Annotated in this window: 25 protein-coding genes; 6 read left to right on the top strand and 19 right to left on the bottom strand. The window is 63.2% G+C overall.

Translation table 11 applies throughout. The features are described from left to right. Positions 1 to 60: 60 nt before the first annotated feature. Both HFRIS_RS16495 and HFRIS_RS16490 read right to left on the bottom strand, forming a co-directional pair. Positions 61 to 759 carry a DUF4197 domain-containing protein gene (locus HFRIS_RS16495; protein ID WP_006464551.1) on the bottom strand — a complete coding sequence of 233 codons (699 nt, stop codon included), beginning with the start codon at positions 757 to 759 and terminating at the stop codon, positions 61 to 63. 61 nt (positions 760 to 820) lie between these two features. After that, positions 821 to 2,155: an MFS transporter gene (locus HFRIS_RS16490; protein WP_077238243.1), complete on the bottom strand. Its 1,335-nt coding sequence runs from the start codon at positions 2,153 to 2,155 to the stop codon at positions 821 to 823. Positions 2,156 to 2,443: 288 nt separating this feature from the next. On the opposite strand from HFRIS_RS16490, the gene HFRIS_RS16485 reads away from it, so the two are divergent. After that, entirely contained in the window at positions 2,444 to 2,842 is a 399-nt protein-coding gene (locus tag HFRIS_RS16485) for an NINE protein (protein ID WP_006464549.1), read from the top strand. A 24-nt stretch (positions 2,843 to 2,866) separates the two neighbouring features. On the opposite strand, the gene HFRIS_RS16480 is transcribed toward HFRIS_RS16485, so the two are convergent. From HFRIS_RS16480 to HFRIS_RS16440, 9 genes are all read right to left on the bottom strand, one after another. Next, positions 2,867 to 3,049: a DUF1289 domain-containing protein gene (locus HFRIS_RS16480; protein ID WP_369878589.1), complete on the bottom strand. Its 183-nt coding sequence runs from the start codon at positions 3,047 to 3,049 to the stop codon at positions 2,867 to 2,869. 311 nt (positions 3,050 to 3,360) lie between these two features. Further along, positions 3,361 to 4,737 carry a polyamine export protein PaeA gene (paeA, locus tag HFRIS_RS16475; protein ID WP_006464547.1) on the bottom strand — a complete coding sequence of 459 codons (1,377 nt, stop codon included), beginning with the start codon at positions 4,735 to 4,737 and terminating at the stop codon, positions 3,361 to 3,363. Positions 4,738 to 4,875: 138 nt separating this feature from the next. Further along, on the bottom strand, positions 4,876 to 6,420 hold the full coding sequence (locus tag HFRIS_RS16470) for a sulfite reductase subunit alpha (RefSeq protein ID WP_006464546.1): 1,545 nt from the start codon (positions 6,418 to 6,420) through the stop codon (positions 4,876 to 4,878). Positions 6,421 to 6,422: 2 nt separating this feature from the next. Continuing rightward, the gene (locus HFRIS_RS16465) at positions 6,423 to 7,430 is read right to left on the bottom strand and encodes an FAD:protein FMN transferase (protein ID WP_006464545.1); all 1,008 of its coding nucleotides are present in this window, start codon (positions 7,428 to 7,430) and stop codon (positions 6,423 to 6,425) included. Positions 7,431 to 7,514: 84 nt separating this feature from the next. Continuing rightward, positions 7,515 to 8,345 (bottom strand): DUF4198 domain-containing protein, encoded by an 831-nt coding sequence (locus tag HFRIS_RS16460; RefSeq protein ID WP_006464544.1) that lies wholly within the window; start codon positions 8,343 to 8,345, stop codon positions 7,515 to 7,517. Positions 8,346 to 8,398: 53 nt separating this feature from the next. Next, the gene (locus HFRIS_RS16455; protein WP_039876113.1) at positions 8,399 to 8,944 is read right to left on the bottom strand and encodes a DUF2271 domain-containing protein; all 546 of its coding nucleotides are present in this window, start codon (positions 8,942 to 8,944) and stop codon (positions 8,399 to 8,401) included. A gap of 76 nt (positions 8,945 to 9,020) precedes the next feature. After that, entirely contained in the window at positions 9,021 to 9,698 is a 678-nt protein-coding gene (locus HFRIS_RS16450) for a PepSY-associated TM helix domain-containing protein (RefSeq protein ID WP_006464542.1), read from the bottom strand. A gap of 151 nt (positions 9,699 to 9,849) precedes the next feature. Next, the gene (locus HFRIS_RS16445) at positions 9,850 to 10,794 is read right to left on the bottom strand and encodes an alpha/beta hydrolase (protein WP_006464541.1); all 945 of its coding nucleotides are present in this window, start codon (positions 10,792 to 10,794) and stop codon (positions 9,850 to 9,852) included. After that, entirely contained in the window at positions 10,794 to 12,863 is a 2,070-nt protein-coding gene (locus HFRIS_RS16440) for a TonB-dependent receptor domain-containing protein (protein WP_006464540.1), read from the bottom strand. The genes HFRIS_RS16445 and HFRIS_RS16440 overlap by 1 nt, the downstream gene beginning before the upstream one ends. 225 nt (positions 12,864 to 13,088) lie before the next feature. Here HFRIS_RS16440 and HFRIS_RS16435 point away from each other — a divergent pair, with 225 nt between their 5' ends. Together HFRIS_RS16435 and HFRIS_RS16430 are read left to right on the top strand one after the other, a co-directional pair. Beyond that, positions 13,089 to 13,832 carry a response regulator gene (locus HFRIS_RS16435; RefSeq protein WP_006464539.1) on the top strand — a complete coding sequence of 248 codons (744 nt, stop codon included), beginning with the start codon at positions 13,089 to 13,091 and terminating at the stop codon, positions 13,830 to 13,832. Further along, positions 13,829 to 15,136 (top strand): ATP-binding protein, encoded by a 1,308-nt coding sequence (locus tag HFRIS_RS16430; protein ID WP_244436315.1) that lies wholly within the window; start codon positions 13,829 to 13,831, stop codon positions 15,134 to 15,136. The genes HFRIS_RS16435 and HFRIS_RS16430 overlap by 4 nt, the downstream gene beginning before the upstream one ends. A gap of 18 nt (positions 15,137 to 15,154) precedes the next feature. Here HFRIS_RS16430 and HFRIS_RS16425 read toward each other — a convergent pair whose 3' ends face one another. Further along, a complete protein-coding gene (locus tag HFRIS_RS16425) occupies positions 15,155 to 15,826 on the bottom strand; it encodes a glutathione S-transferase family protein (RefSeq protein ID WP_006464537.1) in 672 nt (223 codons plus the stop codon). Positions 15,827 to 15,888: 62 nt separating this feature from the next. Here HFRIS_RS16425 and HFRIS_RS16420 point away from each other — a divergent pair, with 62 nt between their 5' ends. Further along, complete coding sequence (locus tag HFRIS_RS16420) at positions 15,889 to 17,328, top strand: aminotransferase-like domain-containing protein (RefSeq protein WP_039876111.1); 1,440 nt, start codon at positions 15,889 to 15,891, stop codon at positions 17,326 to 17,328. A gap of 53 nt (positions 17,329 to 17,381) precedes the next feature. On the opposite strand, the gene HFRIS_RS16415 is transcribed toward HFRIS_RS16420, so the two are convergent. The 3 genes from HFRIS_RS16415 to HFRIS_RS16405 form a co-directional block, all read right to left on the bottom strand. Next, entirely contained in the window at positions 17,382 to 17,663 is a 282-nt protein-coding gene (locus tag HFRIS_RS16415) for a helix-turn-helix domain-containing protein (protein ID WP_244436314.1), read from the bottom strand. Positions 17,664 to 17,678: 15 nt separating this feature from the next. Continuing rightward, positions 17,679 to 20,006, bottom strand: a complete 2,328-nt coding sequence (locus HFRIS_RS16410; protein ID WP_039876109.1) for an FdhF/YdeP family oxidoreductase — start codon at positions 20,004 to 20,006, stop codon at positions 17,679 to 17,681. A 184-nt stretch (positions 20,007 to 20,190) separates the two neighbouring features. Beyond that, on the bottom strand, positions 20,191 to 20,679 hold the full coding sequence (locus HFRIS_RS16405; protein ID WP_006464533.1) for an Lrp/AsnC ligand binding domain-containing protein: 489 nt from the start codon (positions 20,677 to 20,679) through the stop codon (positions 20,191 to 20,193). Positions 20,680 to 20,831: 152 nt separating this feature from the next. Between HFRIS_RS16405 and HFRIS_RS16400 the strand changes: the two genes are divergently transcribed. Continuing rightward, positions 20,832 to 22,133, top strand: coding sequence for a D-amino acid dehydrogenase (locus tag HFRIS_RS16400; RefSeq protein WP_006464532.1), 1,302 nt, complete (start codon positions 20,832 to 20,834; stop codon positions 22,131 to 22,133). Between the two features lie 115 nt (positions 22,134 to 22,248). Here the strand turns inward: HFRIS_RS16400 and HFRIS_RS16395 are convergent, their stop codons facing one another. Next, a complete protein-coding gene (locus HFRIS_RS16395; RefSeq protein WP_006464531.1) occupies positions 22,249 to 23,061 on the bottom strand; it encodes an AraC family transcriptional regulator in 813 nt (270 codons plus the stop codon). Between the two features lie 117 nt (positions 23,062 to 23,178). On the opposite strand from HFRIS_RS16395, the gene HFRIS_RS16390 reads away from it, so the two are divergent. Next, the gene (locus HFRIS_RS16390; protein WP_006464530.1) at positions 23,179 to 24,060 is read left to right on the top strand and encodes a DMT family transporter; all 882 of its coding nucleotides are present in this window, start codon (positions 23,179 to 23,181) and stop codon (positions 24,058 to 24,060) included. A 629-nt stretch (positions 24,061 to 24,689) separates the two neighbouring features. On the opposite strand, the gene HFRIS_RS24955 is transcribed toward HFRIS_RS16390, so the two are convergent. The 3 genes from HFRIS_RS24955 to HFRIS_RS16380 form a co-directional block, all read right to left on the bottom strand. Continuing rightward, positions 24,690 to 25,241, bottom strand: coding sequence for a hypothetical protein (locus HFRIS_RS24955; RefSeq protein WP_209443026.1), 552 nt, complete (start codon positions 25,239 to 25,241; stop codon positions 24,690 to 24,692). A gap of 206 nt (positions 25,242 to 25,447) precedes the next feature. Further along, complete coding sequence (locus tag HFRIS_RS25850; protein ID WP_275450452.1) at positions 25,448 to 26,662, bottom strand: hemagglutinin repeat-containing protein; 1,215 nt, start codon at positions 26,660 to 26,662, stop codon at positions 25,448 to 25,450. Between the two features lie 17 nt (positions 26,663 to 26,679). Further along, positions 26,680 to 26,940: a hypothetical protein gene (locus HFRIS_RS16380; protein ID WP_006464528.1), complete on the bottom strand. Its 261-nt coding sequence runs from the start codon at positions 26,938 to 26,940 to the stop codon at positions 26,680 to 26,682. Between the last annotated feature and the right edge of the window lie 11 nt (positions 26,941 to 26,951).

Below are 26,951 nucleotides of genomic sequence, written 5' to 3'. Positions count from 1 at the left end.
TTCCGTGCAATCTGCTGGCGGCGGCCAGCGTCGGAAATCAGGAATCGGCCTGGAACGTATTCAGCGGATAGCCCCAAACACCTTGCCGATGATGGCGCTGCCACTGCCCACCGGGTCCTTGCGGATCGCCTTTTCCTCTTCGCCGATCATCAGGAACAGGCCATCCAGCGCGCGCTGCGTGACGTAGCCCTCCACCGTGCTCTGGTCGGCGCTGACCAGTCCGGACTTGGCGACCTGCCCCATCACCGCGTTATAGCGGCCGGAAAGCCCGTTGCGGTCGGTGATCTGCTTGACCAGCGGCAGGAACTTCACGGCCAGTTCGCCCGAGGTCTTCTGACGGAAGAAGTCGGTCACCGAGGTGTCGCCACCGGTCAGGATGTTCTTGGCATCGCTCACCGACATGGCCTTGACCGCGTTGATCAGCAGCGGCTTGGCCAGCGGCACGGCGGCTTCGGCCGCGTGGTTCATGTCGGCCACCAGGCCATCGACCTGGCCACCCATGCCGGTCATGCGCAGGATGGGCATGGCCTGCTCCAGGGCCCCTGGCAGGTGGATCTTGACCTTGTCGTTATTGAGGAAGCCATTGGGACGCCCGAGGTTGGCGACCGCCGTGCTGGCGCCCTTTTCCAGCGCGGCCTTCAAGCCGGCGCTGGCGTCCTGGTTGCTCAGGTCAGAGAGGGAAAATGCGAAGGCGCTGCAGGAGGCGAGGATCAGGCTGGCCGCAACCAGGCGGCGCAGCGGGGAGGAAGGAAGGGACATGCGGAACTCCATCGTGACGGTGCGGCGATGATACCAGCCCTGCCCCGTCTCCCCTATCGGCTCATTTGCCGCGCGACAGCTCCAGGCCCGCGTTGTGCGGCAGCCTGCCGCTGATCGGCACCGAGGCCACCGAGAACAGGCCGATCACCACGAAGGCCGGCCAGAAGTCGGCAGCGACGATGCTGGAATGGCCTTGCAGGTGGTTCGACAGCTGCAGCACGATACCGGCCACGGTCACGCCCAGTCCCAGCGACAGCTGCTGGATCACGCTGGCCAGGCTGGTGACGCGACCGGCATCGCGGTTGTCGATGTCGGCATAGGCAATCGAATTGAGACAGGTGAACTGCAGCGCCGGGAACACGCCGCCCATCAACACGATGGTGACAATGAGCAGATAAGGCGTATGGATGCTGAAGATACCGTACGCCGCCAGGGCAATACCGGCGAACACGGCATTGACCATCAGCACCGTGCGGAAGCCATAGCGGCGCAGCACGCGGCTGGCCAGCAGTCGGATGAACAGCGAACCGAAGGCCGAGGCACAGGTGATGCTGCCAGCCTGGAAGGCGGTCATCCCCAACCCTTCCTGCAAGGCCAGCGGCAGCAGGAAAGGCACGGCGCCCAGACCGATGCGAAACAGCGAACCACCCACCACGCTGGCATGCAGGGTGGGAATGCGCAGCAGCCGGAAGTCCAGCAGCGGGAAGGCGATCTGGGTGGAATGGCGGTAGTACATCACCAGCGCGATGGCGCCGATGGAGCACATGGCCACCGGCGTGGCGCCATCCACCAGATGGCTGCCGAACAGCGACAGGCCCAGCATGATCATGGCCGCGCCGACCGAGGTCAGTACAAAACCCTTCACATCCAGCGGTGCCGGGTCGTCTTCCTTGAAGTTCTGGATGAAGCGCTTGGCCAGGTACAGGCCGAGGAAGCAGAACGGGATATTGATCAGGAATACCCAGCGCCAGTGGAAGTAGGTGGTGATGAAACCACCCAGCAGCGGCCCCACCACGGGCCCCAGCAGCGCCGGCAGGGTCAGGTAGCTGACCGCCTTGACCAGTTCGGACTTGTCCACCGAGCGGGCGATGATGACCCGCCCCACCGGCACCATCATGGCCCCGCCGATGCCTTGCAGGAAACGCGCTGCCACGAAGGTCACCAGCGACCCGGAGACCGCGCACAGGATGGAACCGGTCATGAACACGATCATGGCCGCGCTGAACACCTTGCGCGCGCCCAGCTTGTCGGCCATCCAGCCCGAGATCGGGATGAACACGCCCAGCGCCGCGACATAGGCGGTCATGGCCAGCTTGAGGGTGATCGGGTCCTGGTTGAGATCGCGCGCCAGCGCGGGGAGCGAGGTGGCCAGCACGGTGGCGTCCATGTTTTCCATGAACAGCGCACAGCCGACGATAAGCGGGATGAGCAGCGAAGGTCGCACGATGGGCAACAGATGGCGGAATGAAGGTGGCGGAGGTTCTATGCCTCCTGAAGCTTCACAGTTTATACCAGTTGAGCTTTTCTTGCGGGCAAGCCCCGCGGGGCTTTGCTGAGCGGTGCCTGTCGCTGAACTTCACTTCTGTTTGTAGCTCTACCGTAAAGCAACGCACCGTCCGCGCACTACAATGTGCCGGGCCGCCTCCTTTTTACGGTTTTGAACTGCACTTTTTCTGGAGCCTGCATGAACAACGACACCCATAGCAAAACCCTGGGCTACCTGCTCTGGATCTTCGGATTCACCGGCGCTCACCGCTTCTACTACGGCAAGCCGGTGACGGGCACGATCTGGTTCTTCACGCTGGGCTTGCTGGGCATCGGCTGGATCATCGACCTGTTCCTGATCCCTTCGATGGATCGCCAGGCCGATGCGCGCTTCGTCGGTGGCGAGGTCAATTACTCGGTGGCGTGGCTGCTGCTGACCTTCCTGGGCCTGTTTGGCGTACACCGCATGTATATCGGCAAGTGGATTTCGGGCATCGTCTACCTGTTCACGGGAGGCTTCTTCCTGCTGGGCGTGCTCTACGATTTCTGGACGCTCAACGCGCAGATTTCGGAACGCAACCACGGTGCCAGGGCGTAAGCTCGCGGCGGCACACGGCCGCCGCTATTTCTTCTTCAGGGCCTTCAGGCGTTTGGCGGCGAGATGGACGGTGTCCAGCTGCGCCTTGCGCTTCATCGATTTCCAGTCCTTGATTTCATCCCGGGTGCGCCCGCAGCCGGTACAGACTTCGTGCTTGAGCTTGCACAAGGAGACGCAAGGGCTCTTGACCTCTTTTCCCAATTTCACTTCCCGCTTGAATACACCAAAGGCCTGACTGTACTTCAATGCGGCAGGCGCTGCAGGCCGCGCATCGTCGATGTCAGCATCGATACCGAAATCGACCGACGAAAAAAAGCCCGCATCCTTGCGGATGCGGGCTGCCCACGACTACCTCTGCTACGGTTACTTCAGTTACTGCGTTACTGCATTTGCTGCGTTTGCTACTTTTTGAAACGGCCGTCTGCTTTCCCCGAGTACCAGTCTTTCAAGCAGACGACCGAGGGGAAGTATCCCGATTCGGGCAGGTCGTGAGGATAGGAAAAATCTGAAAAATCGTATTAATTCGTACCGGCTTCCTTGTCGGTCTTGTCCGCGTTATCCGCCTTGTCCGCGTTATCCGCCTTGTCCGCCTTGTCCGTCCGCTCCAGCTTGAAGCGGGTCACCAGCAACTGGTTGATGCGATTGCCCTCGATGTCGACCACCTCGAACTTGTATTCCGAAAACAGCACGAAATCGGTCTTCTTGGGAATCTTGCGCAGCATGTACATGATGAAGCCGGCCAGGGTCTCGTAGCCGACCGGGTTGGGATATTCGTCGATGTCCAGCTCGTTCATCACATCGTTGAGCGGTGTGAGCCCATCCATCAGCCAGGAGTTTTCATCGCGGCGTACGATCTGCTGCTCTTCCACGGTGATGGCCAGCAGGTTGCCCATCAACACCCCGGTGACATCGGTGATGCTGATGATGCCCACCACCAGCGCATATTCGTTGACCACGATGGCCAGGTCCTCGTCCATGGCCTTCATGCGCTCCAGCACTTCCCACAGGTTCAGGCTGTCGGGGATGGACAGCGGGGTATGCACCAGCCCCTTGTCGGCCAGGGAAAACTGCTCGCCCTTGAGCAGGCGCTTCAAGACATCCTTGCTGTCGATATAGCCCAGCACGGCATCGATATGGCCTTCGCAGACCAGGAAGCGCGAATGCGGATGCTCGATGATCTTCTGGCGTATCGTGTCTTCACTATCGGTGAGCAGGAAGTAGACGATGCTGTCGCGCGGCGTCATGGCCGAGGGCACGTAGCGGCTTTCCAGCTCGAACACGTTTTCGATCAGGTGATGCTCCTGCGTGAGCAGCACGCCGGCCTGGGCGCCGGCATCGACCATGGCGTGGATCTCGTTGGGGGTGATGACTTCGGTGCGCACCTGGGGCAGGCCGAAGAGCGTGAAAATCCACTTCGACAGGCTGTTGAAGAACCACACCAGCGGCTTGAAGAGTTTCTCCAGCAACAGCATCGGCTTGACCAGCGCCACCGCCGCCCGCTCCGGCGCCACCATGGCCAGGCGCTTGGGCATCAGATCGGCGAAGAGGATGAAGAAGGCCGTCACCACCAGGAAGGACATGGCGAAGCTGACGTTCTCCAGCAGCGGGCCGACATAGAAGGTGCTGATGATCTCGCGCATGTGCGGCGTCAGCGCCGGCTCGCCGACCACACCACCGAGGATGGCCACGGCATTCAGACCGATTTGCACCACCGTGAAGAAATTGCCCGGCTGCGCCTGCAGCGAGAGCACGCGGTCGGCATTTTGCACGCCCTCCTTGGACATCATCTCCAGGCGGATCTTGCGGGAGGCTGCAATGGAAATCTCGGCGCAGGAAAGAAAGGCGCTGACCACCACCAGGAGCAGGATCAGCAGCAGGCTGGCGAATAGGCTCATGTTGTTCTTATCTCATTGATTTGATGTGACATTCTCTCGCGCAACGGGGATAAAAAGCAAATAAAGCAAATGCCGGCAAATCCATGGGATTTCCCGGCATTGTCAGCCAACTTCACCTGTGAGGCCCGACGTCTGCCCTCAATAGACGTCGCGCCGGTAACGCCCCTGCTCGGCCAGCGCCTGCAGGGCCGCCTCGCCCAGAATCTCCTGCAGCGCCAGCGTGACGCCGGCCGCCATGCCCTGCAGGCTGCCGCACACGTACAGGCTGGCGCCCTGCTCCACCCACTGCTGCAGTTCAGCGGCGGCCTCGCGCAGCTTGTCCTGCACGTAGACGCGCTGTGCCTGGTCGCGCGAAAAGGCCAGGTCCAGCCGCTGCAGATGGCCCTCGGCCAGCCAGCCCTGCAGTTCGTCGCCATGGAAGAAGTCGTGCCGATGCGAACGCTCGCCGAAGACCAGCCAGTTGCGATGCTGCCCGGCGGCGATGCGCTGGCGCAGATGCGCACGCAGTCCGGCCAGCCCGGTGCCGTTGCCGATCAGGATCAGCGGCCGGTCGTCCTGCGGGCCATGGAAGGCGGTGTTGACCCGCACCCGCAGGTCGATCTCCTGGCCCGGCGCGGCATGCAGGCCCAGCCAGCCGGAACCGATGCCGGCTCGTCCATCGGGCTGGTGCATCAGCCGCACCATCAGCTCCAGGCCACCATCGGCCGGCAGCGAGGCAATCGAATAGGCACGGTGCGGCAAGGGTTTCAGGCGGGCGAGCAGGTCAGCGCCGGACAAGCCGCGCAAGGCCTGCAGCGCCGCGGCCTCGTGCGGCAGCAAGCGGCTCGCGAGCACTGGAGCCAGCGTTGTCGTTTCATTCTGCAAACCCAACGCCTGTATGAAGCTCTGTACTGCCTGGTCGCTGTTGCGCGGGCCGATCTCGGCGATGTCGCCGGCCTGCCAGCTCGGCGCGGGCAGGTCCAGCGGCGTGAGTTGCAGGTGGTACACCGCTCCACCGGCGCTACCCGGATTGAGCAGCCGACGCTGCGCCAGCCGCCAGCGCCCGTAGGCCGGCGCACTCCAGTCGGCCTCGTCGCTGTGACCGCTGAGTACGCCCAGCTGATGTTGCCAATGGCGCAGGGCGCCGTCGTCGCCGTTGTCGACGTCGATCACATCGAACAGCGGCTGCGCATGGCGGCGCCCCAGCCATGCGTGCAGCGCATAGCCGAAGGCGCAATATTGCTGGTAGCTGCGGTCGCCCAGCGCCAGCACGCCGAACTGCAGTTGCGGCAGCGGCGCGCCCGGGGACGGCTGCGCCATGCGTTGCGCCAGGGTGGCGGCCATGTCGGGCGCATCGCCCTCGCCGGTGGTGCTGACCACGAACAGGATCAGCCGCTTGCGCAGCAGGTCATCCTCGTGCAGCAGGTCATCCTCCTGCAACTGGTCCAGCGGCAGCACGCGTACCGCCATGCCGCCGGCCCGCAAGCTCTGCGCGCTCTGCAGGGCCAGGCGCTCGGCCGTGCCGGTCTGGCTGGCAAAGGCCAGCAGCACGGTGGCGGCATCGCTATTGCCGGCGTCCGCGCCCGCCCATTGCGCCTGCTGCCGGCGCTGCGCGCGGCGGTAGGTGAGCGCCGTCATGACGCAGAACACCAGATAGGTCAGTGCGACGAGCGCCGCCAGCAGGTAACGGGTCTGCAGTGCCATGCTCACTCCAGCATGGCGGCCAGGGCCGGGGTCATGGTTTCGCGGTAAGCCTGCGGCTGCGCGCTGATGAACAGCGCCGCAATACCGCGCTGGCGGGCGAAGGCCATGCCGGCCTCCTCGCCCAGCACGGTCAGCACGGTGGCCAGTGCGTCGGCCACCATGCACTGCCGGTGCAGTACCGTCACCGAGGCCAGCGCCTGCCGTACCGGTGCGCCAGTACGCGGATGGATGGTGTGGGCATAGCGCTGGCCCTGATGATCGACATAGCGGCGATAGTCGCCCGAGGTCGCCACCGACAGGCCGTGCAGTGCCACCACCATGCCCGGGGCGGTATCGTGCGGGGGCCGTTCCAGCGCCACCCACCAGGGCTGGCCGTCGGCCTTGAGACCCTGCCCGGCCAGCTCGCCACCGATTTCCACCAGCCAGCTTGCACAGCCAAGTTCATGCAGGGCCTGCGCCACCAGATCGACCGCGTAACCCTTGGCGATACCTGAAAAATCCAGAGAAACGCCACCGGCCTGCAACACCCGGCGCTGCTCGCGGTCCAGCACGATGCGCTGCCAGCCGCAGCGCTGGCGCACGGCCGCAAGGCGCTCCGGATCGGGCAGGCGCAGACGGTCGGCGGCCACGCTACCGGCGCCAAAACCCCACAGATCGACCAGCGGCCCGACCGTGGGATCGAAGGCGCCTTCGCTGTCGGCCGCCATGGTCAGCGCGGCATCGAGCACGGTAAAGAATGCTGGCGGCAATGCATGCCAGCTACCGGCCTGGGCCTGGTTGAAGCGGCTGATGATGGACTGTGGCGACCAGGTGCTCATCTCGTCGATCACGCGCTGCAACTGCGCCTGGATGGCATCGGCAATGGCCGCCGTGGTCAGCGCCGGTGGGGCCAGTAACTGCACGCTCCAGGTCGTGCCCATGGTGTCGCCAGCCAGGCGATGGGCCACTGCCCCGGCGGGCAGCGCGGCCGGGGCCTCCAGGTCGATGGGGATCAACACGCGATGGGACATCGTCACCGCTCACACTCCAAACAGGTATCCAAAATGAAAACGGCGCCCGCATCGCAGGCGCCAACAAGGTCGGTCAGCCCGTGCTCAGGGCAACACTTCGATGGTGGCAATGTAGGTGGCGCGGCGTTGGGTGGCCTGCGGCAGCGTGGTCTTCTGGTCGGCGACGCTGGCTTCCATCCAGTACATGCCCGGACCCGCCCACTTCACGCTGAACTTGCCATCAGCCGCGGTCTTGAGCTTGGTGTCGAGCAGCTTGTCGCGATAGCGGATGCCGCCGGGTACCAGTTCCACCTCGATGTCGGGGGCCGGCTTGCCGTCCAGCAGCAGCTGGAAGGTCGCGGTGTCACCCGCCACCAGGTCGGTGGGATGGGTCACGGGGACCAGCTCCAGACCGGTGCCGGTCGGCGCCAGGGCAGCCGTGGTCGGCTTGCCGGCGGTGACGAAGGTCTCCACCCGGCTATTCATCTGGGTCACCTTCAGTTCGGTGGCGTTGGCCGGGATCTCCTTGGCCAGGGCCTCGGCGCTACCGCGCCAGCGCTTCTGCTGGCCATCGATCTTGTAGCTGGCGAAGACGCCGTTGTTGACCACGGCAATCTTGTAGGTGCCGGGCTGGCTCAGTTGCACATCGAAGGTGCTGCGATACTTGCCGGTGGCGGCATTGACCGCCTGCAGCGGCTTGCCGTCGGGGCCGGTTACTACCAGCCCGTCCAGGCGCAGTGGGAAGTGTTCGAAGTAGAACAGGTCGTTGGAGACCGCCGCATCCACCGTCACCCAGGCCTCGCTGCCGGAGAGCACGGTGGCCGAGGGCAGCAGCCACTGACGGTGGGCATGGGCCGACAGCGGCAGGCTGATGGCCAGGGCCAGCGCGGCGATCTTCATGGAACGGGCGGTGAAATGCTTCAGGGAAAACGTCATGACAGGTTCCTCTTTCTTGATGGTTTTATGGTGTGATGCTGCGCTTCTGTGCCTCAGGGCTTCAGTTCCAGCGCCACCGCCCCCAGTTCACTGCTGCCCTGGCCCTTGGCACTCTGGACCGACTTGGGCGGCCACTGGAACGGCACCTTGACCAGTTCGCGACCGCCGACTTCGCGGGCGGCTTCCACCATCAGCACATAGTCACCCGGGGCCAGATTGGCCAGCGGCCCCTTGGCAGAACCGAAATTGAGCTTCTGCTCACCCGGCGCGCGGGTGGCACCGCTGACGCCGTCGATCGGCATCTGCTGCTCGCGGCCAGTACGGCGCCACCACTGCCGCATATCCTTGAGCCACTTCTCGCCTTCCTTGTCCTTTTTCTTGACGTCGTACCAGACCGCCAGGTTGGCCGCCACGCTCTGGTCGGCGCGTTCGATCCAGGCCGCCAGGTAGGGCCGGTGGTATTCGGCCACGTTCAGGGTGGGAACCTCGATCTTCAGATTCATCTCCGCCGCACCGGCCGGGGCGGCCGTGGCGAACAGTGCCGCCATGGCCAGTGCCAGGGCGGTCGGTTTGAGCAGCATGGAATGACTACGCTTCATGTGACCTCGCAAAATAAGACAGGATGACTGGCTGCAAGCCCACCGGGCTCGTCTGGCTGGGAGAAAAACGCAAGCTTCAATGCATGAACAGCAGCGCCAGCAACAGCGGCGCCACCAGGCCCAGCGCGACCAGCGGCCAGGTGGCCGGGCGCTTGCCGGCATGCATCTGCAACAGGAACAGCCCGGTGACGCAGAACACCAGGCAGGCTACGGCGAAAATATCGATGAACCAGCTCCAGGCGGCGCCTGTGTTGCGGCCCTTGTGGAGGTCGTTGAAATAGGAGATCCAGCCGCGATCGGTCTTTTCGTATTCCACCTGCCCGTCTTCCAGCGCCACGCGCAGCCAGGCATCGCCGCCGGGACGCGGCAGCGCCACATAGACTTCATCGGTCGACCACTCCGCCGCCTGCGTGCCCACCGCCACCGACCACTGCTGGGCGACCCAGTCCCGCACCGGCGCGGGCAAGGGGTCCTTGCTGCCGCCTTTGGTATCGACGGCGGACGCCGCCTCGGCCTGCTGGCGTAGCGGGGTCAGCAGCGCGGGCGGCAGCACGGCGGTGCGATGCACCACCTGCGGCTTTGCTTCGATCTGTGCGGCGTGGTTCAGCGTCAGGCCGGTGACGGCGAAAGCCAGCATCGCCACCAGGCAGATGCCGGAACTGATCCAGTGCCACTGGTGCAGGTGCTTGAGCCAGAAGGCCCGACGCTTCTGGTCCGCAACGGCATTGACAGGGATGAGCGAAGAATCCTTCATGAAATCGACAACCGAAATGAAGCAGGCTGCAAATAATAACAATTCTCAATTATAGCTTCACTGCTGCGCTGTGCCAGCCCCATCGCGGGTCTTTTACTTTGCGATACATGACGATACAAACCCGCCCACGCAGCTCCCGCAGCCGTCCGTCTCAAGGTGCCAGCCCGGCAGCGATACGCAGCGCCGGGGCCAGTGAGGCCGGCAGCATCGGTCCGTGCGCCAGCCCCGGGAAGCTGCGCATCTGCACCTCCAGCCCCTGGCGCTGACGCAGCCGCACCGCCATTTCCTGCAACGCCTGGGGCGGTAACCAGGCGCGCGCGGCCAGCATGGCGCGGCTACGTTCATCGAGCTCCCGGGCGGGCTTGCGCTCGCGCTGTTCGGCCTCCCCCACCATCAGCCACAGCCGGGCGCCGGGCGCCTCCGTGAAACGCCGTTCTTCTTCCAGGATCAGGCCGCGCTGCCACCACAGCGACGGGCTGGCGGCGATATAGCGGGAGAACAGCCCCGGCCGGGTGAACAGCGTATGCAAGACGAACAAGCCACCGTAGGAATGCCCCCACAGGCTCAGGCGCCCACTGTCCAATGGCGCCAGCCGACGCACCTGCGGCAGGATGCGATCCTGCAACAGGTCCAGGAACACATCGGCCCCACCGCCCCGGCGTCCGCGCAGGGCTTCGTCATCGGCCTGCCCGGCAGGAATGGGCGGCGTGTAGTCATAGGCGCGGGCCGCGACATCGAAGCGCAGGTCAGTGTCGTAGCCAATGGCCACGATCAACGGCGGTCCGGCCGCATCCAGCGCCTGCAACTGCGCTTCGTCGATGGCCGCCAACGCGGCATTGCCGTCCAGCAGGACGATGGCCGGATAACCGTCCGCCGGCGCGGCACGGCGTGGCAGGCACACGGTCACCCGGTAGCCGCGCTGGCCGTCCTGCGAGCGCAGCGCAAAGCGCTCGAAGCGATACCAGGCCGAACCGTGCTCGGCAATCGTCGGCCCCAGTCGCTGCGACAGGTCAGGCTGCGCTACCGCCATTGCCGGCAGGCTGGCCAGCATGGCGGCCACCAGCAGGCGCCGCCGGTGCAGATCGACGCCGGCCATCAGAAGCGCTGCGTCAGGCTGACCCACAGGCGGCGCCCATCGCCGACGGTGTTGAAGCTCTGCTCATCCAGACGCTTGTCGGTAAGGTTGTAGATCGCCGCGCTGACCGAGGTGAGCTTGTTGATGTCATGCGTCACACCCAGGTCGGCCAGGGTATAGCCCTGGTACTCCTTGACCCCCGACGAGGAAATGGTGGTGCCGGCAGTCCCCACGCGCGCAGCTGCATTGACCTCCTTGCCGTGGTAGGCCAGCGCACTCCAGACGGTCCAGGCATCGGCCGGGGTCCAGTCGGCACGCAGGTTGAACATGTGCTTGGGCGTGCGGGCCAGCGCATAGCCATCGTAGGCGCCTCCCTTCTGGCGTGAATCGGTATAGGTGTAGTTGGACTTGAACGCCACGCTGCGGGTGGCCTGCCAGCGCCCGCTCAACTCGATGCCCTTGATCGTGGCGCGATCGACGTTGTAGCTGGTCCAGAGGCGATAGTTGCTGTTGGCCGACCAGCGCGCAATGCTGCCATCGGCGTTATAGACCAGGGCATTGCTGACCTTGTCCTTGAAGTCGGTGTAGAACAGCGTGGCACCGGCGGCCAGGCCGGCGTGGTTATCCCACTGTGCGCCCATTTCCCAGCTGGTGCTGGTCTCGGGCTTGAGGTTGGGGTCGCCGATGATGACCCCGCAGGTGCCGGTGGGGCCGACCGTGCAGCCAGCGCCCCCGGTGGTATAGGCGTAGCCCGGTGCGATGGTGCGAATGTCCGGCGCCCGGAAACCACGCGAGACACCACCCTTGAGCACCAGTTGCTCGCTGCCATGCCAGACCGCATACAGGCGCGGGCTCCAGTGGTTGCCATAGACCTGGTGGTGGTCCAGGCGCAGGCCGCCGGTGAGGGCCAGGCGTTCGGTCAGCTTCCACTCGTCCTCGACGAACAGCGCCTTCTGGGTGATCTTGAACTGCTGCACCAGGGTACTGCTCACGCCCGGGTTGACGTCGGTCAGGGTGGCCTCGTTCCACTGGCCGCCCAGTACCAGCCAGTGCGCGCCCAGCGGCAGGGACAGCTTGCCGTCCATCACCAGGTTCTCGATCTTGGGGGCGCGCGCGGCCTGGGTGTAGCTGTCGCTGCCGACCGGGCTTTCGGTATAGCTCTTGCGCTGCGCCTTCTCGTAGGAGATGGACACATCCGAGGTGGCCCAGCCATAGCGACCGGTGTGCGACAGCGACATGTGGTCGCGCGGGTTTTCGTTGTAGGTATCGGCCGTGGTACGCGTGGCCGCCAGGGTGTGATAGCTGGAGGCATCGCGCCGCACCTGGGTGGTACCGATCTCGGCCAGGATGTCGTGGTCCTTGTTGGGCGTCAGCGCCAGGCGGGCGGTAAAGTCGGTGTCCAGCGCCTTGGTATTGCCGTTGAGGATGCGGTCTTCCTGGCGCTTGTAGACCTTGCCCCACATCTGCAGGCCCAGCACATCGCTGGCGATGGGACCGTTGACGTAGAACTGGCCCTGATAGGCGTCACCGGAATCGGCATGCTGCTGCAAGGTGGTATCGAAGCTGACCGAGCCACCCCACTGGCGCGCCACCTTCTTGGTGATGATGTTGATCACGCCGCCCATCGCGTCTGAGCCGTAGAGCGAGGACATCGGCCCGCGCACCACCTCGATGCGTTCGATGGCCGCCAGCGGGGGAATGAAGGATTGCTCGAAGCCGGAATTGCCGTTGGTGCGCGCATCGCGCGTGCTCTGCCGCTTGCCGTCCACCAGGATCAGGGTATAGGCACCGGGCAGGCCACGAATGAAGATGTCCTTTTCGCTGGCGGTGCCGGTGACAGTCACGCCCTCGACATCCTTCAAGGCATCGGTAAGGTCGCGAAAGGGTTTCTTCTTCAATTCATCCTGGCCGATGACGGTGATGCTGGCCGGTGCATCGATGACTTCCTGCTCGAAGCCGGTGGCGGTGACCACCACCTGGCTGAGGCCGGCTTCGGCCTGCTGTGCCTGCGCCAGACCGGCCGACAAGGCCAGCGCGGCAGCCACCGCGAGCGTCATGCGATCGGGTGTGAAAAGACGGTATGCGTACATGTGATTGCTTCCCCTGTTGGATGCCAGCGTGCCGACGTCCGGGCGCAAACGCTCCCCTGCTGGCCACGGTCATGGCCTGCAACGTCGCTGGGGAAATGGATTTGCGCCAGGCCGGACGGGTCCTGGTCGATTGCCGTTGATTTGCAAATGAGAATTATATTCATTTAAAATTGGCAAAAGTTTGTCAAAGTGTGGCAAGCCAAGGCCACCGGAGAAGGAACAACCATGCAAGCGCAACGCCACATCCTGGTGGTGGATGATCATCCCGATATCTGTGAACCGCTGGCCGCCTACCTGCGCCGCCAGGACCTGCTGGTGAGCATGGCCCTGGATGCCGCGCAGGCGCGCGCGCTGCTGGGCAGGCAACGCTTCGACCTGGTGGTGCTGGATGTGATGATGCCGGGCGAGGACGGCCTCTCGCTGTGCCGCTACATCGACCAGCAACTGGGTACGCCGGTGATCCTGCTGACGGCCATGGCCTCCAGCGACGACCGCATCCGCGGCCTGGACACCGGTGCGGACGACTACCTGATCAAGCCCTTCGAACCCACCGAATTGCTGGCCCGCATCCGCAGCGTGCTGCGCCGCATCGGCCGCCAACTGCCGGGCGCGGCGCTGCCCGCTGCGCCGCTGGCGGTGCGGCGCTACCTCTTCGATACGTGGACCCTGGATGTGGACAAGCGCGAACTGCGCGACCGCGACGGCGCCAGCGTGACCCTCTCCAGCGTCGAATACCGCCTGTTGCGCGTCCTGGTGGAACATCCCAACACCGTGCTCTCGCGCGACCGCCTGCTGGACCTCACCGCTGGCACCGAAGCCCAGGCCTTCGATCGCAGCATCGACAGCCAGGTCAGCCGCCTGCGCAAGAAACTCGAACCCGACCCGCGCCGCCCCAGCCTGCTCAAGACGGTATGGGGCAACGGCTATCTGCTGGCGGCCCAGGTCAGCGCAGAGCCCGCCGTCTCATGAGACTGTGGCCGCGCACCATGACCGGCCAGCTGCTGGCCCTGCTGCTGGTCGGTCTGGTAGCTGCCCATGCCATCGGCCTGATGCTGGTACTGGGCAATGGCGAACGTATCCACGTGATCTCGCGCGAGCAGATGGCCGAACACGCCGCCATCGCCTGGCGCCTGGGCCTGCTGCCCACGCCCGAGGCCCGGGCGGCGCTGCACCAGGCCAGCCTGGACAGCCGACGCTATACGCTGGACCCGCAACCGCACATCGATGCCCAGCACCAGCGAGGACGCGATCAGGACATCCTGCGCCAGCGCCTGCAGGACATGCTGGCGCTGCCCGCCGACGCCCTGCGGGTGAGCCTGTACGAATCCCCGGAAGGCCCGGCCACGCTGCGCATGGCGTTGCGCACGCCAGATCGGCGTTGGGTCAACACCGTGCAGTTCCCGGTGATCACCCAGGGCTGGCAGCGCCCGCTACGCTTCTCGGTGCCGGTCTCGACGCTGCCGGTGCTGGTCATCGTGGCGCTGTTCCTGCGCCGCATCCTGCGCCCGATCAAGGCCCTGGCACAGGCCGCCGAACGGGTCAGCCGGGGTGAGCAGATCGACGCCCTGCCGGTCACCGGCCCGCAGGAAGCGCGCGACGTCACCAGCGCCTTCAACCTGATGCAACAACGGCTGCGCCGCTTCGTGGAAGACCGCACCCGCATGCTGGCCGCCATCAGTCATGATCTGCGCACGCCGATCACCTCCCTGAGACTAAGGGCCGAACTGGTGGACGATGCCGCGCTGCGCACGGCGATGATCCGCACCCTCGAGGAGATGCGGGTCATGGTGGAAGAAACGATGCACTTTGCCCGCGACGACGCCCACGCCGAAGTCACCCAACAGATTGATCTGCAGGCACTATTGCGCGAGATCGCCGAGGAACAGTCGGCCCAGGGCCATCAGGTGCTGCTGGAAGAGGCGACTTCCCAGCCCTATCGCTGCCGCCCGATCCACCTGCGCCGCGCCCTGGGCAACCTGGTGGACAACGCAGTGCGCTATGGCCAGTGCGCGCGCCTGTCGCTGAGGGCGCAGTCCGATGGCGCGCTCACGATCCTGGTCGATGATGACGGCCCCGGCATCGCCGAGGCGCAATTGGAGGAAGTCTTCAAGCCCTTCGTGCGCCTTGACCCGGCCCGCCATCGGGGCCGCGACAGCCATGTCGGCCTCGGGCTGGCCATCGCCCGCTCCAGCGTGGAGGCCCATGGCGGGCGCCTGCTGCTGTGCAATCGCAGCGGCGGTGGCCTGCGCGCCCAGGTGAGCTTGCCGGCCTGAAATCTCCCGCGCCGAAGGCTAGCGCAACAGCTCGTAAGGCCCGCCCTTTTCCAGCGCCCGCTGGTAGGCCGGCCGGGCGTGGATGGCCTCCAGGTAGTGGAGCAGCCTGGGATAGCGCGCATCCAGCCCACCTCGCGCCCGCAGGCCCTCGACCGGGAAACTCATCTGGATGTCCGCCCCCGTGAACTGCGCCCCGGCGAACCAGCCGTCCTTGCCCATTTCGGCTTCCATGAACTTGAGCTGCCGCTCCTGCTGCGGCGCGACCAGGCGGCTGCGCATGCCCTGCGCCAGCATCTTGGCGATCGGACGGATCAGCACCGGCACGGCCCCGGGCATCTTGGCGAAGATCAGGCCCAGCAACAGCCAGGGCATGGCCGAGCCCTCGGCGAAGTGCAGCCAGTAGCGATAGCGCAGGCGCTCGGCAGTACCGGCGGCCGGTAGCAGGCCACTGTCGGCGCCGTAGCGTTCCAGCAGGTATTCGATGATGTTGCCCGACTCGGCCACCGTCAGGTCGCCATCGGTGATGACGGGCGACTTGCCCAGGGGATGGACCGCCAGCAGTTCCGGCGGGGCCAGCATGGTCTTGGGATTGCGCTGGTAGAACCTGATCTGGTAATCCAGCCCCAGCTCTTCCAGCAGCCACAGCACGCGCTGGGAGCGGGAGTTGTTCAGGTGATGCACGGTGATCATGGCGGCGTCCTTGTAGAATGCGGGCTTAGCACTTTAACACCGCCGTCCCACATCCCTCTTCCATGGCCGCCATGCCTCTCTACAAACAATTTGCCGACCAGCTGGCGGCCTCGATCCGTGCCGGCGTGCTGCGCCCGGGCGAGCGCATCGCCTCGGTACGCATTGCCAGTCAGCAACACAAGGTCAGCGTCACGACCGTGGTACGCGCCTACGAACTGCTGGAAAGCCAGGGCATCATCGAAAGCCAGCCGCAATCCGGCTACTTCGTGCGGGCGCAGGCCGAGACCGTGGCCATGCCCGTGGCCAAGACCTCGCGCGAGGATCACCCGGCCTGGCAGGAATCGACCGAGGTCGACGTCAGCCGGCTGGTCCTGGCCACGCTCAGGACCATCCAGCAGGACGGTACCGTGCCGCTGGGGTCGCCCTACCCCAACCCGGCGCTCTTCCCCTCGCACCGGCTGGCGCAGTACGCCGGCAAGATCGCCCGCCATGCCAGCCAGTCCAGCGTGTTCGACGACCTGCCGCCGGGCCATCCGGAACTGCTGCGCCAGATCGCCCGCCGCTACCTAGAAAACGGTCTCAAGGTCGCCCCCGAGGAAATCGTCATCACCGTCGGCGCGACCGAGGCCATCAACCTCTGCCTGCAAGCCGTGGCCAAGCCGGGCGACACCATCGCGGTCGAGACCCCGACCTTCTATGCCATGCTGCACGCCATCGAGCGACTAGGCATGCGGGCGCTGGAAATTCCCACCGATCCCGAGCGCGGGATGGACGTCGGGGCCCTGGAAGAATGTCTGAAGACGCAGGCCGTGGCGGCCTGCATGGTGATGCCCAACTTCCAGAATCCACTCGGATTCCAGATGCCGGACAGCGAAAAGGAAAGGCTGGTGCGCCTGGCCGAACAGCACCAGATGCCGCTGATCGAAAACGCCGTCTACAGCGAACTCTATTACGGCAATGCGCATCCTTCCTCGCTGAAGAACTACGACCGCGACGGCTTGGTGCTGCACTGCTCGTCCTTTTCGAAGAGCCTGACTTCGGCCTACCGCATCGGCTGGGCCATGCCCGGCCGCTACCGCGATCAGGTGGAAAAACTCAAGTTCCTCAACACCCTGGCCACGCCTACCGCGCCGCAACGGGCCATCGCCGAATACCTGACCCAGGGCGGCTACGAGCGCCACCTGCGCCGGGTCCGCCGCGCCTTTGCCCAGCAACGCGAGTTGATGCGGCACTTCGTGCTGCGCTTCTTCCCGGAAGGCACGCGGGTCTCCGCGCCCGAAGGCGGTTATGTGCTGTGGGTGGAGTTGCCGCCGCAGGTGGATGCGATGGAGTTGTATCGCCGCAGTCTGGCACTGGGCATCACGGTGGCGCCAGGGCGCATCTTTGCGGCCACCAATCGCTACAGCCATTTCATCCGGCTCAACTACAGCTATGACTGGTCGAGGGAGATCGAACAGGCCCTCAAACTGATGGGCAAGCTGGTGCAGGAACTGGCGGATTGAGTTGTCTGCGGCTGCTCACGGCGGCGGTGGCGCCTAGGTCGCTCAGGTAGCGCTTACTGAGGCGGCGGCACCAGCAAGCTGACGCTGCCGGTCCCGTCCTCGTTCATCGCTACCTGCACCACGCCGGCCTCTTCCAGCGCCGACAGCAGACGCCGCAAGGTACTCATGCGTAGTTGCGTGCGCTTGGACAGGCGCGCCAGTGACAACGCGCCGCCCTCCTTCTCTTCGGCGTCGGCCTGCAAGGTCTCGACGATGAGCAGTACCTCGGGCGGAACGCCCAGTTGGCGCGAGCGCTCCTGCAGGTCGCCGCTGTCCGGGTCCGCCGAGTCCACCATGTCCACCATCTCTGCTTACGCCGCCGCGCGCTGCACCGCCGAACGCGCCAGCAGCACCGGAATCGACTTCGAGGTCGGCGTGCGGGCCTGGTCGGCAAAGCTTTCCAGCGGCACCAGCGGGTTGGTCTCGGGATAGTAGCTGCCGATGCAACCGCGAGGAATGTCGTAGGCCACCAGCAGGAAACCATCGGCGCGACGTTCCACGCCATCGTCCCAGACGCTGGTGATATCGACCCACTCGCCATCCTTCAAGCCCAGCATCTGCAGATCGGCCGGGTTGATGAACACCACCCGGCGCTGGCCGAACACGCCGCGATAACGGTCGTCCATGCCATAGATGGTGGTGTTGTACTGGTCGTGCGAACGGGTGGTCATCAGGGTCAGCAGCTTCTCGCCGTGGATCGCCCGGGCACGATGGATGGGGGTGTCCTTGGGGATGTCGAGGACCATGAAGTTGGCCTTGCCGGTGCTGGTCTTCCAGACCCGGTCACGCGAGGCCACGCCCAGATGGAAGCCACCCGGATTGGCGATGCGTTCGTTGTAGCCCTTGAAGGCGTCATAGACCTTTTCGATGGCGTCGCGGATGCGCGAATAATCCTCGGCATACCACAGCCAGTCGATCTGCGGACCGTTGCTGCGCGACTGCATGGTGGCCTGCGCGATATGCGCCACGATGGCGGTTTCCGACATCAGCTGCTCGGAAGCCGGCTTGTTGATGCCATAGGAGACGTGCACCATGCTCATCGAATCCTCCACCGTCACACCCTGCGGACCGGACTTCTGCATGTCGATCTCGGTGCGGCCCATGGTCGGCAGGATCAGCGCGTCACGGCCATGTACCAGATGACTGCGATTGAGCTTGGTGGTGATATGCACCGTCAGGTTGCAGGAGCGCATGGCCTCGAAGGTGCGCGGGGTGTCGGGCGTGGCCATGGCGAAGTTGCCGCCCAGGCCGATGAAGACCTTGGTGCGCCCTTCCAGCATGGCCATGACCGAGCCGACGGTGTCGTTGCCGTGGTGACGCGGCGCCTTGAAGCCGAACACCTGTTCCAGGCGATCCAGGAAGGCCGGGGTCGGCTTTTCGTCGATACCCACGGTGCGGTCGCCCTGCACGTTGGAGTGACCACGCACCGGGCACAGGCCAGCGCCCTGGCGGCCGATGTTCCCGCGCAGCATCATCATGTTCGACAGCAGCTGGATGGTGGCCACTGCATGCTTGTGCTGGGTCAGGCCCATACCCCAGGTGGCGATGACCGCCTTCCCCTTGACGTAGACCTGGGCCAGCTTTTCGATATCGTCACGGGAGACGCCGGATTCCTCGACGATGTCGTCCCAGCTTTCGCCACGCGCCTGGGCGGCGAACGCCTCGAAGCCGGCGGTATGTTGCTCGATGAAGGCCACATCGATCACGCGCTCGGTGCCTGCGGCCAGGGCAGCGTCGTCCAGCTCGATGGTGCGCTTGATGACGCCCTTGATCAGTGCCAGGTCACCGCCCAGCTTGGGATGGATGAACATGGAGCTGATCCGGGTACTGCCCATGGTCAGCATCTCGACCTTGCTCTGCGGGTCGGCAAAGCGCTCCAGGCCGCGTTCCTTCAGCGGATTGATGGCCACGATGGTGGCGCCGCGCTTGGAGGCGTGACGCAGCTCGCCCATCATGCGCGGGTGGTTGGTGGCCGGATTCTGGCCGAACAGCAGCAGCGTGTCGCAGTGGTCGAAGTCTTCCAGCAGCACGGTGCCCTTGCCGACCCCGACAGTCACCGGCAGGCCCACGCTGGTGGGCTCATGACACATGTTGGAGCAGTCGGGGAAATTGTTGGTGCCGTACTGGCGCACGAACAACTGGAACAGGAAAGCCGCCTCGTTGCTGGCGCGGCCGGAGACGTAGAAGTCGGCCATGTTCGGATCGGGCAAGGCATTGAGATGCTGGCCGATCAGTTCGAAGGCGGCACTCCACTCGATCTTGCGGTACTTGTCGGTGGCGGCGTCGTAGACCATGGGATGGGTCAGGCGGCCGTGTTCTTCCAGTTCATAGTCCGACTGCTGCATCAGCTCGGCCACGGTGTGCTGCTCGAAGAAATCGGGCGTCACCCGCTTCTTGGTCGCCTCGGCGGCCACCGCCTTGACGCCGTTTTCGCAGAATTCGAAGGTGGAGGTATGCTCCCGGTCCGGCCATGCACAGCCGGGGCAATCAAAACCGTCCGGCTGGTTCTGCGACAACAGGGTGCGCAGCCCCTTGCCATCGGCCACGTGTTCCTTGACCAGGTTCAGCGCCACGTATTTCAGTGCGCCCCAGCCGCCTGCGGGTTGATTGTATTGCTCGATTCTTGGTTTGGAAGGCATGATGTCTCGGGTCGGAGTGGAGTCCAGTGTAGGTGAAGTCTAGGTCACACCAAACCAAACAGGAATGCACAGGAACGCACGCCGGATTCAAGTACAGTGCAGGTCAAGCAAGCTGCTCAACCATCCCTCGCGCCCCAGCCCCGCCCCCGACCCTTTATCTGGCGACGCCATGCGCCCGATCATCTCAGTCGTCCAGCGGCAAGGCCAGGGTTTCCTTGATTTCCTCCATCACCACGTAGCTCTTGGACTGCGCCGCCCCCGGCAGCTGCAGCAGGATATCGCCCAGCAGCTTGCGGTATTCGGCCATGCCCCGGATGCGGGCCTTGATCAGGTAGTCGAAATCGCCCGAGACCAGGTGACATTCCTGCACCTCCGGAATGCGCAGCACCTCGCGCCGGAACTGCTCGAACATGTTGCCCGACTTGTGGTTCAGCGTGATCTCCACGAACACCAGCAGGGTCGCCCCCAGCGACTCCGGATTGACGCGCGCGTAATAGCCGGTGATGACCCCATCGCGCTCCATGCGCCTGACCCGTTCGATGCAGGGCGTGACCGACAGCCCGACCTGCTCCCCCAGCTCCTTCATGGAAATGCGCCCATCCTTCTGCAGCACCGCCAGGATGCGGTGATCAAGCTTGTCGAGGGTACGGACGGACTGCTGCTGGGTTCTCATGGGATTTTTCCTGTTTCAGCGCGATTTAAATTATTTCTTCCTGAAATCGTCAATAAATACGCGAACAAACACTATTTATTCGCCCATATCATAGCTGAATCTTCTAATCCAGCAGCCTTTTGCAGCGGCATCATTGAAAACGGGGAATCAACATGCGCGTCGTCATTCTTGGAAGCGGTGTCATCGGGGTCACCAGCGCCTGGTATCTGGCCAGGGCCGGCCATGACGTGACCGTACTGGACCGCCAGCCCGGCGCCGCGCTGGAAACCTCGTTCGGCAATGCCGGCCAGATCTCCCCCGGCTACGCCTCGCCCTGGGCTGCACCCGGTATTCCGTTGAAGGCCATCAAGTGGATGTTCCAGGAACACGCCCCGCTGGCCATCCGCCCGGACGGTACGCTCAACCAGCTGCGCTGGATGTGGCAGATGCTGCGCAACTGCAATGCCGAGAGCTATGCCGTCAACAAGGAACGCATGGTGCGCCTGGCCGAATACAGCCGCGACTGCCTGCGCGCGCTGCGCGCCGATGTCGGCATCCCCTACGAAGGCCGCGAGCAAGGCACGCTGCAACTGTTCCGCACCCAGGAACAACTGGATGGCGCCGCCAAGGACATCGCCGTGCTCAAGGAAGCCGGTGTTCCCTTCGAACTGCTGCGTCCGGACCAGCTGGGCGGCGCCGAACCGGCGCTGGACAAGGTGCGCGGCAAGCTCACCGGCGGCCTGCGCCTGCCCAATGACGAAACCGGCGATTGCCAGCTCTTCACCACCCGCCTGGCCAAGATGGCCGAACAGCTGGGCGTGAAATTCCGCTACGACGTCTCCATTGATGCGCTGGCCATGGCCGGCGGCAAGATCGCCGGCGTCGTCTGCGGCAAGGAACTGGTGCAGGCCGACAGCTACGTGGTCGCGCTGGGCTCCTACTCCCCGCAGTTGCTCGCCGATGTACCGGGCCTGCCCGCCATTCCGGTCTATCCGCTCAAGGGTTACTCGATCACCGTGCCCATCACCGACGCCAGCGCCGCCCCGGTCTCGACCATCCTGGACGAAACCTACAAGATCGCCGTCACCCGCTTCGACGACCGCATCCGCGTGGGCGGCATGGCCGAGATCGTCGGCTATGACACCACCCTCAAGGCCAAGCGCCGCGCCACGCTGGAACTGGTGGTCAACGACCTCTTCCCCGGCGCCGGCGACACCCGCCAGGCCAGCTTCTGGACCGGCCTGCGCCCGATGACCCCGGACGGCACGCCGGTGGTCGGCGCCACCCCGGTCTCGAACCTGTTCATCAACACCGGCCACGGTACCCTGGGCTGGACCATGTCCTGCGGCTCGGGACAACTGCTGGCCGACCTGATCTCCGGCCGCCGTCCCGCCATCGCCCATGAAGACCTCTCGGTCGAGCGCTACATGCAATCGGGCGGCCGGGCGCAGGCCCCGCGCCTGGCAGGTGCCTGATCCGGGCTGACGACAGGGCCCACGCCCTGCGTCCTTCACCCCGATAGTCTCTTCTGCATCCCTCGCAGAATGGTTGGCCGGAGCGAAATGCCCCGGCCTTTTTTATGGCCGCCGCTCAGCGGCTGCGACGCACCGCCCCCAGCGCCGCCGGATGGGCCGACGGCACATGCCCGGTCATCTTCCTGAACATCGTGGAAAACGCCGCCGGCCGTTCATAGCCCAGGTCATAGGCGATCACCGTCACCGAATGCCCCAGCGCCAGCCGCGAGATCGCATTGACGATACAGGCCCGCAAGCGCCACTGCTGGAAACCCATCCCCGTCTGCGCCAGGAAACGGCGATTGAAGCTGCGTTCGCTCGTATGCAGTTGCTCCGCCCACTCCCCCGGACGCGAGCGGATCGATGGCGCCATCATGAAGCTGCGGCACAGCGCGCCCAGCTTTTCCTCCTGCGGCAACGGCACGTGGACCGGAATCTCGCGGGCACGACCGATTTCCGCCAGCAGCAGGCGCATCAGGTCTTCTTCCCGGCTATTGGGCGCGTAGAGCGGATCGATGCGGGTCGCCTCGATCAGCAATTCACGCAGCAAGGGCGGCACCTCCAGCACCTGGCAGGTCTGCGCCTGGCGTGGTGCGTGCTCGGGCTCCACGAAGGCACTGCAGGTCGTCACCGGCAGCAGCATGCGGCTCAGGTGCTCACGCCCGGACGGAATCCACACCGCGTGCTGCGGCGGCACCACCCAGGCCCCATCCTGCGTGACCACCTGCATCATGCCCGCCAGCCCGAACAATAATTGCGCCCGCCGATGACTGTGCAGGGGCTGCAGCGAACCGCTGGGATAGTCGGCACCCGCCACCACCACCGGTCGCGCAATGTCCCCCACGCGATCGATGGGCAGGGTCGGCGGAGCTGGCGTGGGCTTGGGCATGTGTCAACCGGTGATGGCGCAGATTCAAACATTATTGACCAATGATCGAAAGTCAGTCAAAGCCCCTTTGCTCTACTGTGCTCACTTCTGCAGGGCTTTCACCAACCGGCTTTCGACATGAACCCACCCATTCTTTCCGGCATCCTGGTCGCGCTGATCTGGGGCATCCAACCCGTGATCTCGCGCTACGGCTACCAGCAAGGGCTGACACCCTATGACGCCACCCTGGTGCGCTACCTCACCAGCGGCCTGCTGATGCTGCCCTATGCCTGGCGCCGCGGGCTCATCGGCGCCTGTGGCGTGGGCTGGCGGCGCGGATTGGTGCTATTCCTGCTCTCCGGCCCCTTGTTCAGCCTGGTGCTGGTCGGCGGCGTGAACTACGCCCCCGCCTCGCATGGCGCGCTGATCCATCCGGCGCTCACCCCGCTGTTCGGCATGGCGATCAGCCGCTTCGTCTTCCGGCAGCACGAGCGCATCTCGCCGTGGGGCGTGCTCCTGCTCCTGGCCGGACTGGTGCTGGTCGGCCTCAATGGCATCCTGGCCAGCGGCCTGGCCCCGGCAGGCGCCTGGCGCGGCGACCTGATGTTCGTCCTATCGGCCCTGATGTGGGCCTGGTACCTGGTCCTGAACCGCAACTGGCAGGTCGCCCCGCTGGATGCGGTGGCGCTGACGCAGGTACTGTCGCTGGTCTGCACGCTGGTGGCCTTGCCCTGGCTGGGCGAAACCACCTTCAGCAAGCCCCTGCCCGCCCTGGCGCTGCAGAGCGCCTATCACGGCCTGCTGGTGAGCATCCTCAGCGTGGCCTTGTTCAACTGGGTGGTGGCGCGGCTGGGGGTACGGGCGCTGATGCTCAATGCGCTGTCGCCACTCTTCGGCGTCGCGGCCTCGGCCTGGGTGCTGCAGGAGCCGTTGCCGGTGTCGATGATGGTGGGGGCAGTGGCGATCGTGGCGGGGTTGGGGATGGCGTTGCGGGGGGAGAGACGGAGAGAGGACCTTTGAGGGGCGGGGACGAGACTTTGGGAGTGTTGGTGCGATCGAGTAGAGTTTTTACCGTTTGGGGTGAGCTGGATTTTAGTGGGTCGTTACAGAACTTCTCTGCAATAAAGGAGCGGCGTATGCGGCGCCAGGGCCGCAGTTAAATGAGCTTACTTATTTCGTTGAGAGAGAATCTGATTCAGTGACCTATTGATTTCCTCAACACTAATAGTCGCGTCACTATCCTCGTAACCGTCTGGCTTTTTGTATTCGTAAACGATATTGAATTTCCCATCTGGGTAGAGGGCAAAATCCAGCCCCCATATACGGCCCCGTCATTACTAACGATATCTCTGCTCAGAAAACGAACAGCGTCTGTGGCAAGTGCACTCGTCTCTCGAGAAGGAAACGAACCTGTTTCATCTCTTAAACCGTTAAACTCAAGCCACCAGCTAGCGCCAATACTCTGATTCAGTATTTCGTATTTTGCTCCAGCAGAATCCCACTTCCGTTCGTTAACAAATGATAGAACTTCCTGTGCGAGATAATGATATGCATCATCACAAGACTTCATCATTGATTGCCCCCTTTCTTATACAGTCTTCTATTACTGGGATGACATTACTACCGGCGACGTTGATGTCTTTGCCGCCCTACCCATGGGCATTACATTTTCTATAGCGGGCTAGACTCAGGCCAACCATTCTTCGGCTATCTATTCCTTTATTTTTCAACAGCGGCGCATCATCCCAACCAACACCTTTTTCGCTAAATAGTTTCTCGATATCCGCTATGAAATCATTACTTAAGGCCGAATTCGAATCGAAAATCTGATGCTTCCGAAGAAGCTCTTTACCCATCTCACCAATACATAAATCCCATTCCTGCCAAACCACGTAGTCTTCAATATGAACAGATTCTGGGTCAGTCTCCGCTAACAAAAGAAGATAGCCCTTGCAGTCTTGGAGTAATTTTCTCGATACATTTTCTGAACGTAAGATGTTGATTTTACGTCGATAGTGCCCGGGAACAATCAGCGAGCAAAAGAACAGACGGTAAAGAACTTCCAGTGATAACTTCCACCGTGCCTCAACATCAATTTCGCGAGGCATACGTTGATAAAATGTTCTTGCGTAATCGCAGTCCACTGTCAATGAAGCCAGCCGCTCCTGCATTTGCTCTGCAATATAAACAGGCAATTTCATATTATCTTTCGCCATTTGGGAATTTGAGCTTTAGCGGTTGGCCGTTATTAATCGACCTCGGCATCGGCGCCAATTTGTTAGGCCCCTGCTGTCGAGAAGCCAATTTGTGCGGGCATGCAGGCGGCACAGAGAAGGTTACCAGCCAGGATTATGTGAATCGGCCTGGCTCTATAGATCAGACCCGCACTCAACCCCTTCCCCAAGAACTACGGTTCGGTCTCGATAAAAAGGTCCCAGTCAATTTCTCGCTCTCCCTTAGAAACCAACCAAACAAAATAGTCGGCCGCCAAATATCGGCTTTTGAAGATCGCAATTGGAGCCTTATCATTTCGCTCCTCAACCCAAATATAAAACTTATCATCGAACAAACAAAAACAAAATGGTTCTATGACATTCTGTGATCGGTAGAGACCTTGCGCCACCTCCCAATCTGCGCACTTTAATCCGTCCAGGGCTGTCCCGATCAAGCGATAAACCCTATCGACACTGCGTTGTACAGCGTTATTTTCTTGAGCAAAATGACTAAGTGGCTTTTCGAAATCATCTGCCACGAATTTTGGAACGGAGATGTATTGATTTGTCATGAACCGATCTTCTTTAACCAGCCCTGCTTTACGGGCTGAGTGTCGTAAACTTAAATCTAGTACAGGCACGGGCTCTATCCCCTTTTTAAGGGTGGCCGCGGGCATGGCTAAATATGGACAACTGACCTGAGACGAATTTTGTAGCCACCGGATAAGTGAGTTCTTTACGCTAACGCCAAGGAGAACTCCCCACGACGACGATGAACGCGTGCTGTTCTGGGTGTCGATGTTTTGTGCAGCGATGAGGTTGATGTCGTTATCCGCCTTCAGCGCCAGATTGCCTTTGGCATTGATCTCGCTGCCGGCAATGGTGATGTTGCTGTTGGTGCCATCACCCGTGGCGCGGATACTCATGTTGCCGCCCGAGCTCACCGTCGAACCACGTTGGGTCACCGTGTTCTGTTCGCTGCGCGTGCTGTTCTGGCTGCTACCCAGGGTGGCGCTGATGCCGATGTTGGCGCTGTCTTGCGCCAGTCCCTTTTGTATCTCGCCCGCGGCGCTATCGATCGACATCAGCGCACTGGCTGCAGCCAGCGCCTTCATGCGCCCATCCTTGGTCTTGCCGGCCGCGTCCGCCATCTGGTCTACCGACTGCATCGCAGAGATCGCGGGGCCGGTTACGGCCACCGTCAGGCCGCTTTGTTTGCACTTGTCTTCGGTGGTGGTCTTGCTGGCCTGCTCGGCGGCTTTGATTTCCACCGACTTGGCCGCAATGGCGATATCGCCCTTGGGCGCCTTCACATCACTACCCACCTGCGTATAGCGATTGCCCGCCACGATGCTGACGTTGCCATCCGTGCTACCGACAGTAGAAGCTGATACCGTCCTGACCTTTATACGAACCCTGACCTCTTCTAATTTTCGCCCTCATCTTCCTTTCGGACATTTCGCAATCTTTCTTCCAATCTATTGAACGGCTTTAATTTCAGCATATGAGCTTGTGCGGAGTATCCACCGACAGCGGCAAACAGAAAACCTACGAGAAAGAAGATGCAACCCAACGTTGATCCGATTCCGATTTCAATACCTAGCACTACGGACAATATTCCGACGACTAGAAAGAAAATTCTTACCCACTCTTTAAAGTTCCCATCCTTGATTAGAAAATCAAACATACGTACTCCAG

Origin of the sequence: Herbaspirillum frisingense GSF30, assembly GCF_000300975.2 — a bacterium.
GTDB classification, from domain to species: Bacteria; Pseudomonadota; Gammaproteobacteria; order Burkholderiales; family Burkholderiaceae_D; genus Herbaspirillum; species Herbaspirillum frisingense.
Note: the sequence above shows the minus strand (reverse complement) of the source record. Positions and strands in the feature narration are given on the sequence as shown.

Excerpts from the sequence above, each read along its gene's own strand:
- paeA (WP_006464547.1), bottom strand. The coding sequence starts at position 4,737 with ATGAGCCTATTCGCCAGCCTGCTGCTGATCCTGCTCCTGGTGGTGGTC.
- HFRIS_RS16380 (WP_006464528.1), bottom strand. The coding sequence starts at position 26,940 with ATGTTTGATTTTCTAATCAAGGATGGGAACTTTAAAGAGTGGGTAAGA.
- HFRIS_RS16465 (WP_006464545.1), bottom strand. The coding sequence starts at position 7,430 with ATGTCCCATCGCGTGTTGATCCCCATCGACCTGGAGGCCCCGGCCGCG.
- HFRIS_RS16455 (WP_039876113.1), bottom strand. The coding sequence starts at position 8,944 with ATGAAGCGTAGTCATTCCATGCTGCTCAAACCGACCGCCCTGGCACTG.
- HFRIS_RS16400 (WP_006464532.1), top strand. The coding sequence starts at position 20,832 with ATGCGCGTCGTCATTCTTGGAAGCGGTGTCATCGGGGTCACCAGCGCC.
- HFRIS_RS16415 (WP_244436314.1), bottom strand. The coding sequence starts at position 17,663 with ATGGTGGACTCGGCGGACCCGGACAGCGGCGACCTGCAGGAGCGCTCG.
- HFRIS_RS16440 (WP_006464540.1), bottom strand. The coding sequence starts at position 12,863 with ATGTACGCATACCGTCTTTTCACACCCGATCGCATGACGCTCGCGGTG.
- HFRIS_RS16450 (WP_006464542.1), bottom strand. The coding sequence starts at position 9,698 with ATGAAGGATTCTTCGCTCATCCCTGTCAATGCCGTTGCGGACCAGAAG.
- HFRIS_RS16395 (WP_006464531.1), bottom strand. The coding sequence starts at position 23,061 with ATGCCCAAGCCCACGCCAGCTCCGCCGACCCTGCCCATCGATCGCGTG.
- HFRIS_RS16435 (WP_006464539.1), top strand. The coding sequence starts at position 13,089 with ATGCAAGCGCAACGCCACATCCTGGTGGTGGATGATCATCCCGATATC.
- HFRIS_RS16470 (WP_006464546.1), bottom strand. The coding sequence starts at position 6,420 with ATGGCACTGCAGACCCGTTACCTGCTGGCGGCGCTCGTCGCACTGACC.
- HFRIS_RS16485 (WP_006464549.1), top strand. The coding sequence starts at position 2,444 with ATGAACAACGACACCCATAGCAAAACCCTGGGCTACCTGCTCTGGATC.
- HFRIS_RS16420 (WP_039876111.1), top strand. The coding sequence starts at position 15,889 with ATGGCCGCCATGCCTCTCTACAAACAATTTGCCGACCAGCTGGCGGCC.
- HFRIS_RS16410 (WP_039876109.1), bottom strand. The coding sequence starts at position 20,006 with ATGCCTTCCAAACCAAGAATCGAGCAATACAATCAACCCGCAGGCGGC.
- HFRIS_RS16490 (WP_077238243.1), bottom strand. The coding sequence starts at position 2,155 with ATGGAAAACATGGACGCCACCGTGCTGGCCACCTCGCTCCCCGCGCTG.
- HFRIS_RS16430 (WP_244436315.1), top strand. The coding sequence starts at position 13,829 with ATGAGACTGTGGCCGCGCACCATGACCGGCCAGCTGCTGGCCCTGCTG.
- HFRIS_RS16425 (WP_006464537.1), bottom strand. The coding sequence starts at position 15,826 with ATGATCACCGTGCATCACCTGAACAACTCCCGCTCCCAGCGCGTGCTG.
- HFRIS_RS16445 (WP_006464541.1), bottom strand. The coding sequence starts at position 10,794 with ATGGCCGGCGTCGATCTGCACCGGCGGCGCCTGCTGGTGGCCGCCATG.
- HFRIS_RS16390 (WP_006464530.1), top strand. The coding sequence starts at position 23,179 with ATGAACCCACCCATTCTTTCCGGCATCCTGGTCGCGCTGATCTGGGGC.
- HFRIS_RS16405 (WP_006464533.1), bottom strand. The coding sequence starts at position 20,679 with ATGAGAACCCAGCAGCAGTCCGTCCGTACCCTCGACAAGCTTGATCAC.
- HFRIS_RS24955 (WP_209443026.1), bottom strand. The coding sequence starts at position 25,241 with ATGAAATTGCCTGTTTATATTGCAGAGCAAATGCAGGAGCGGCTGGCT.
- HFRIS_RS16460 (WP_006464544.1), bottom strand. The coding sequence starts at position 8,345 with ATGACGTTTTCCCTGAAGCATTTCACCGCCCGTTCCATGAAGATCGCC.
- HFRIS_RS16495 (WP_006464551.1), bottom strand. The coding sequence starts at position 759 with ATGTCCCTTCCTTCCTCCCCGCTGCGCCGCCTGGTTGCGGCCAGCCTG.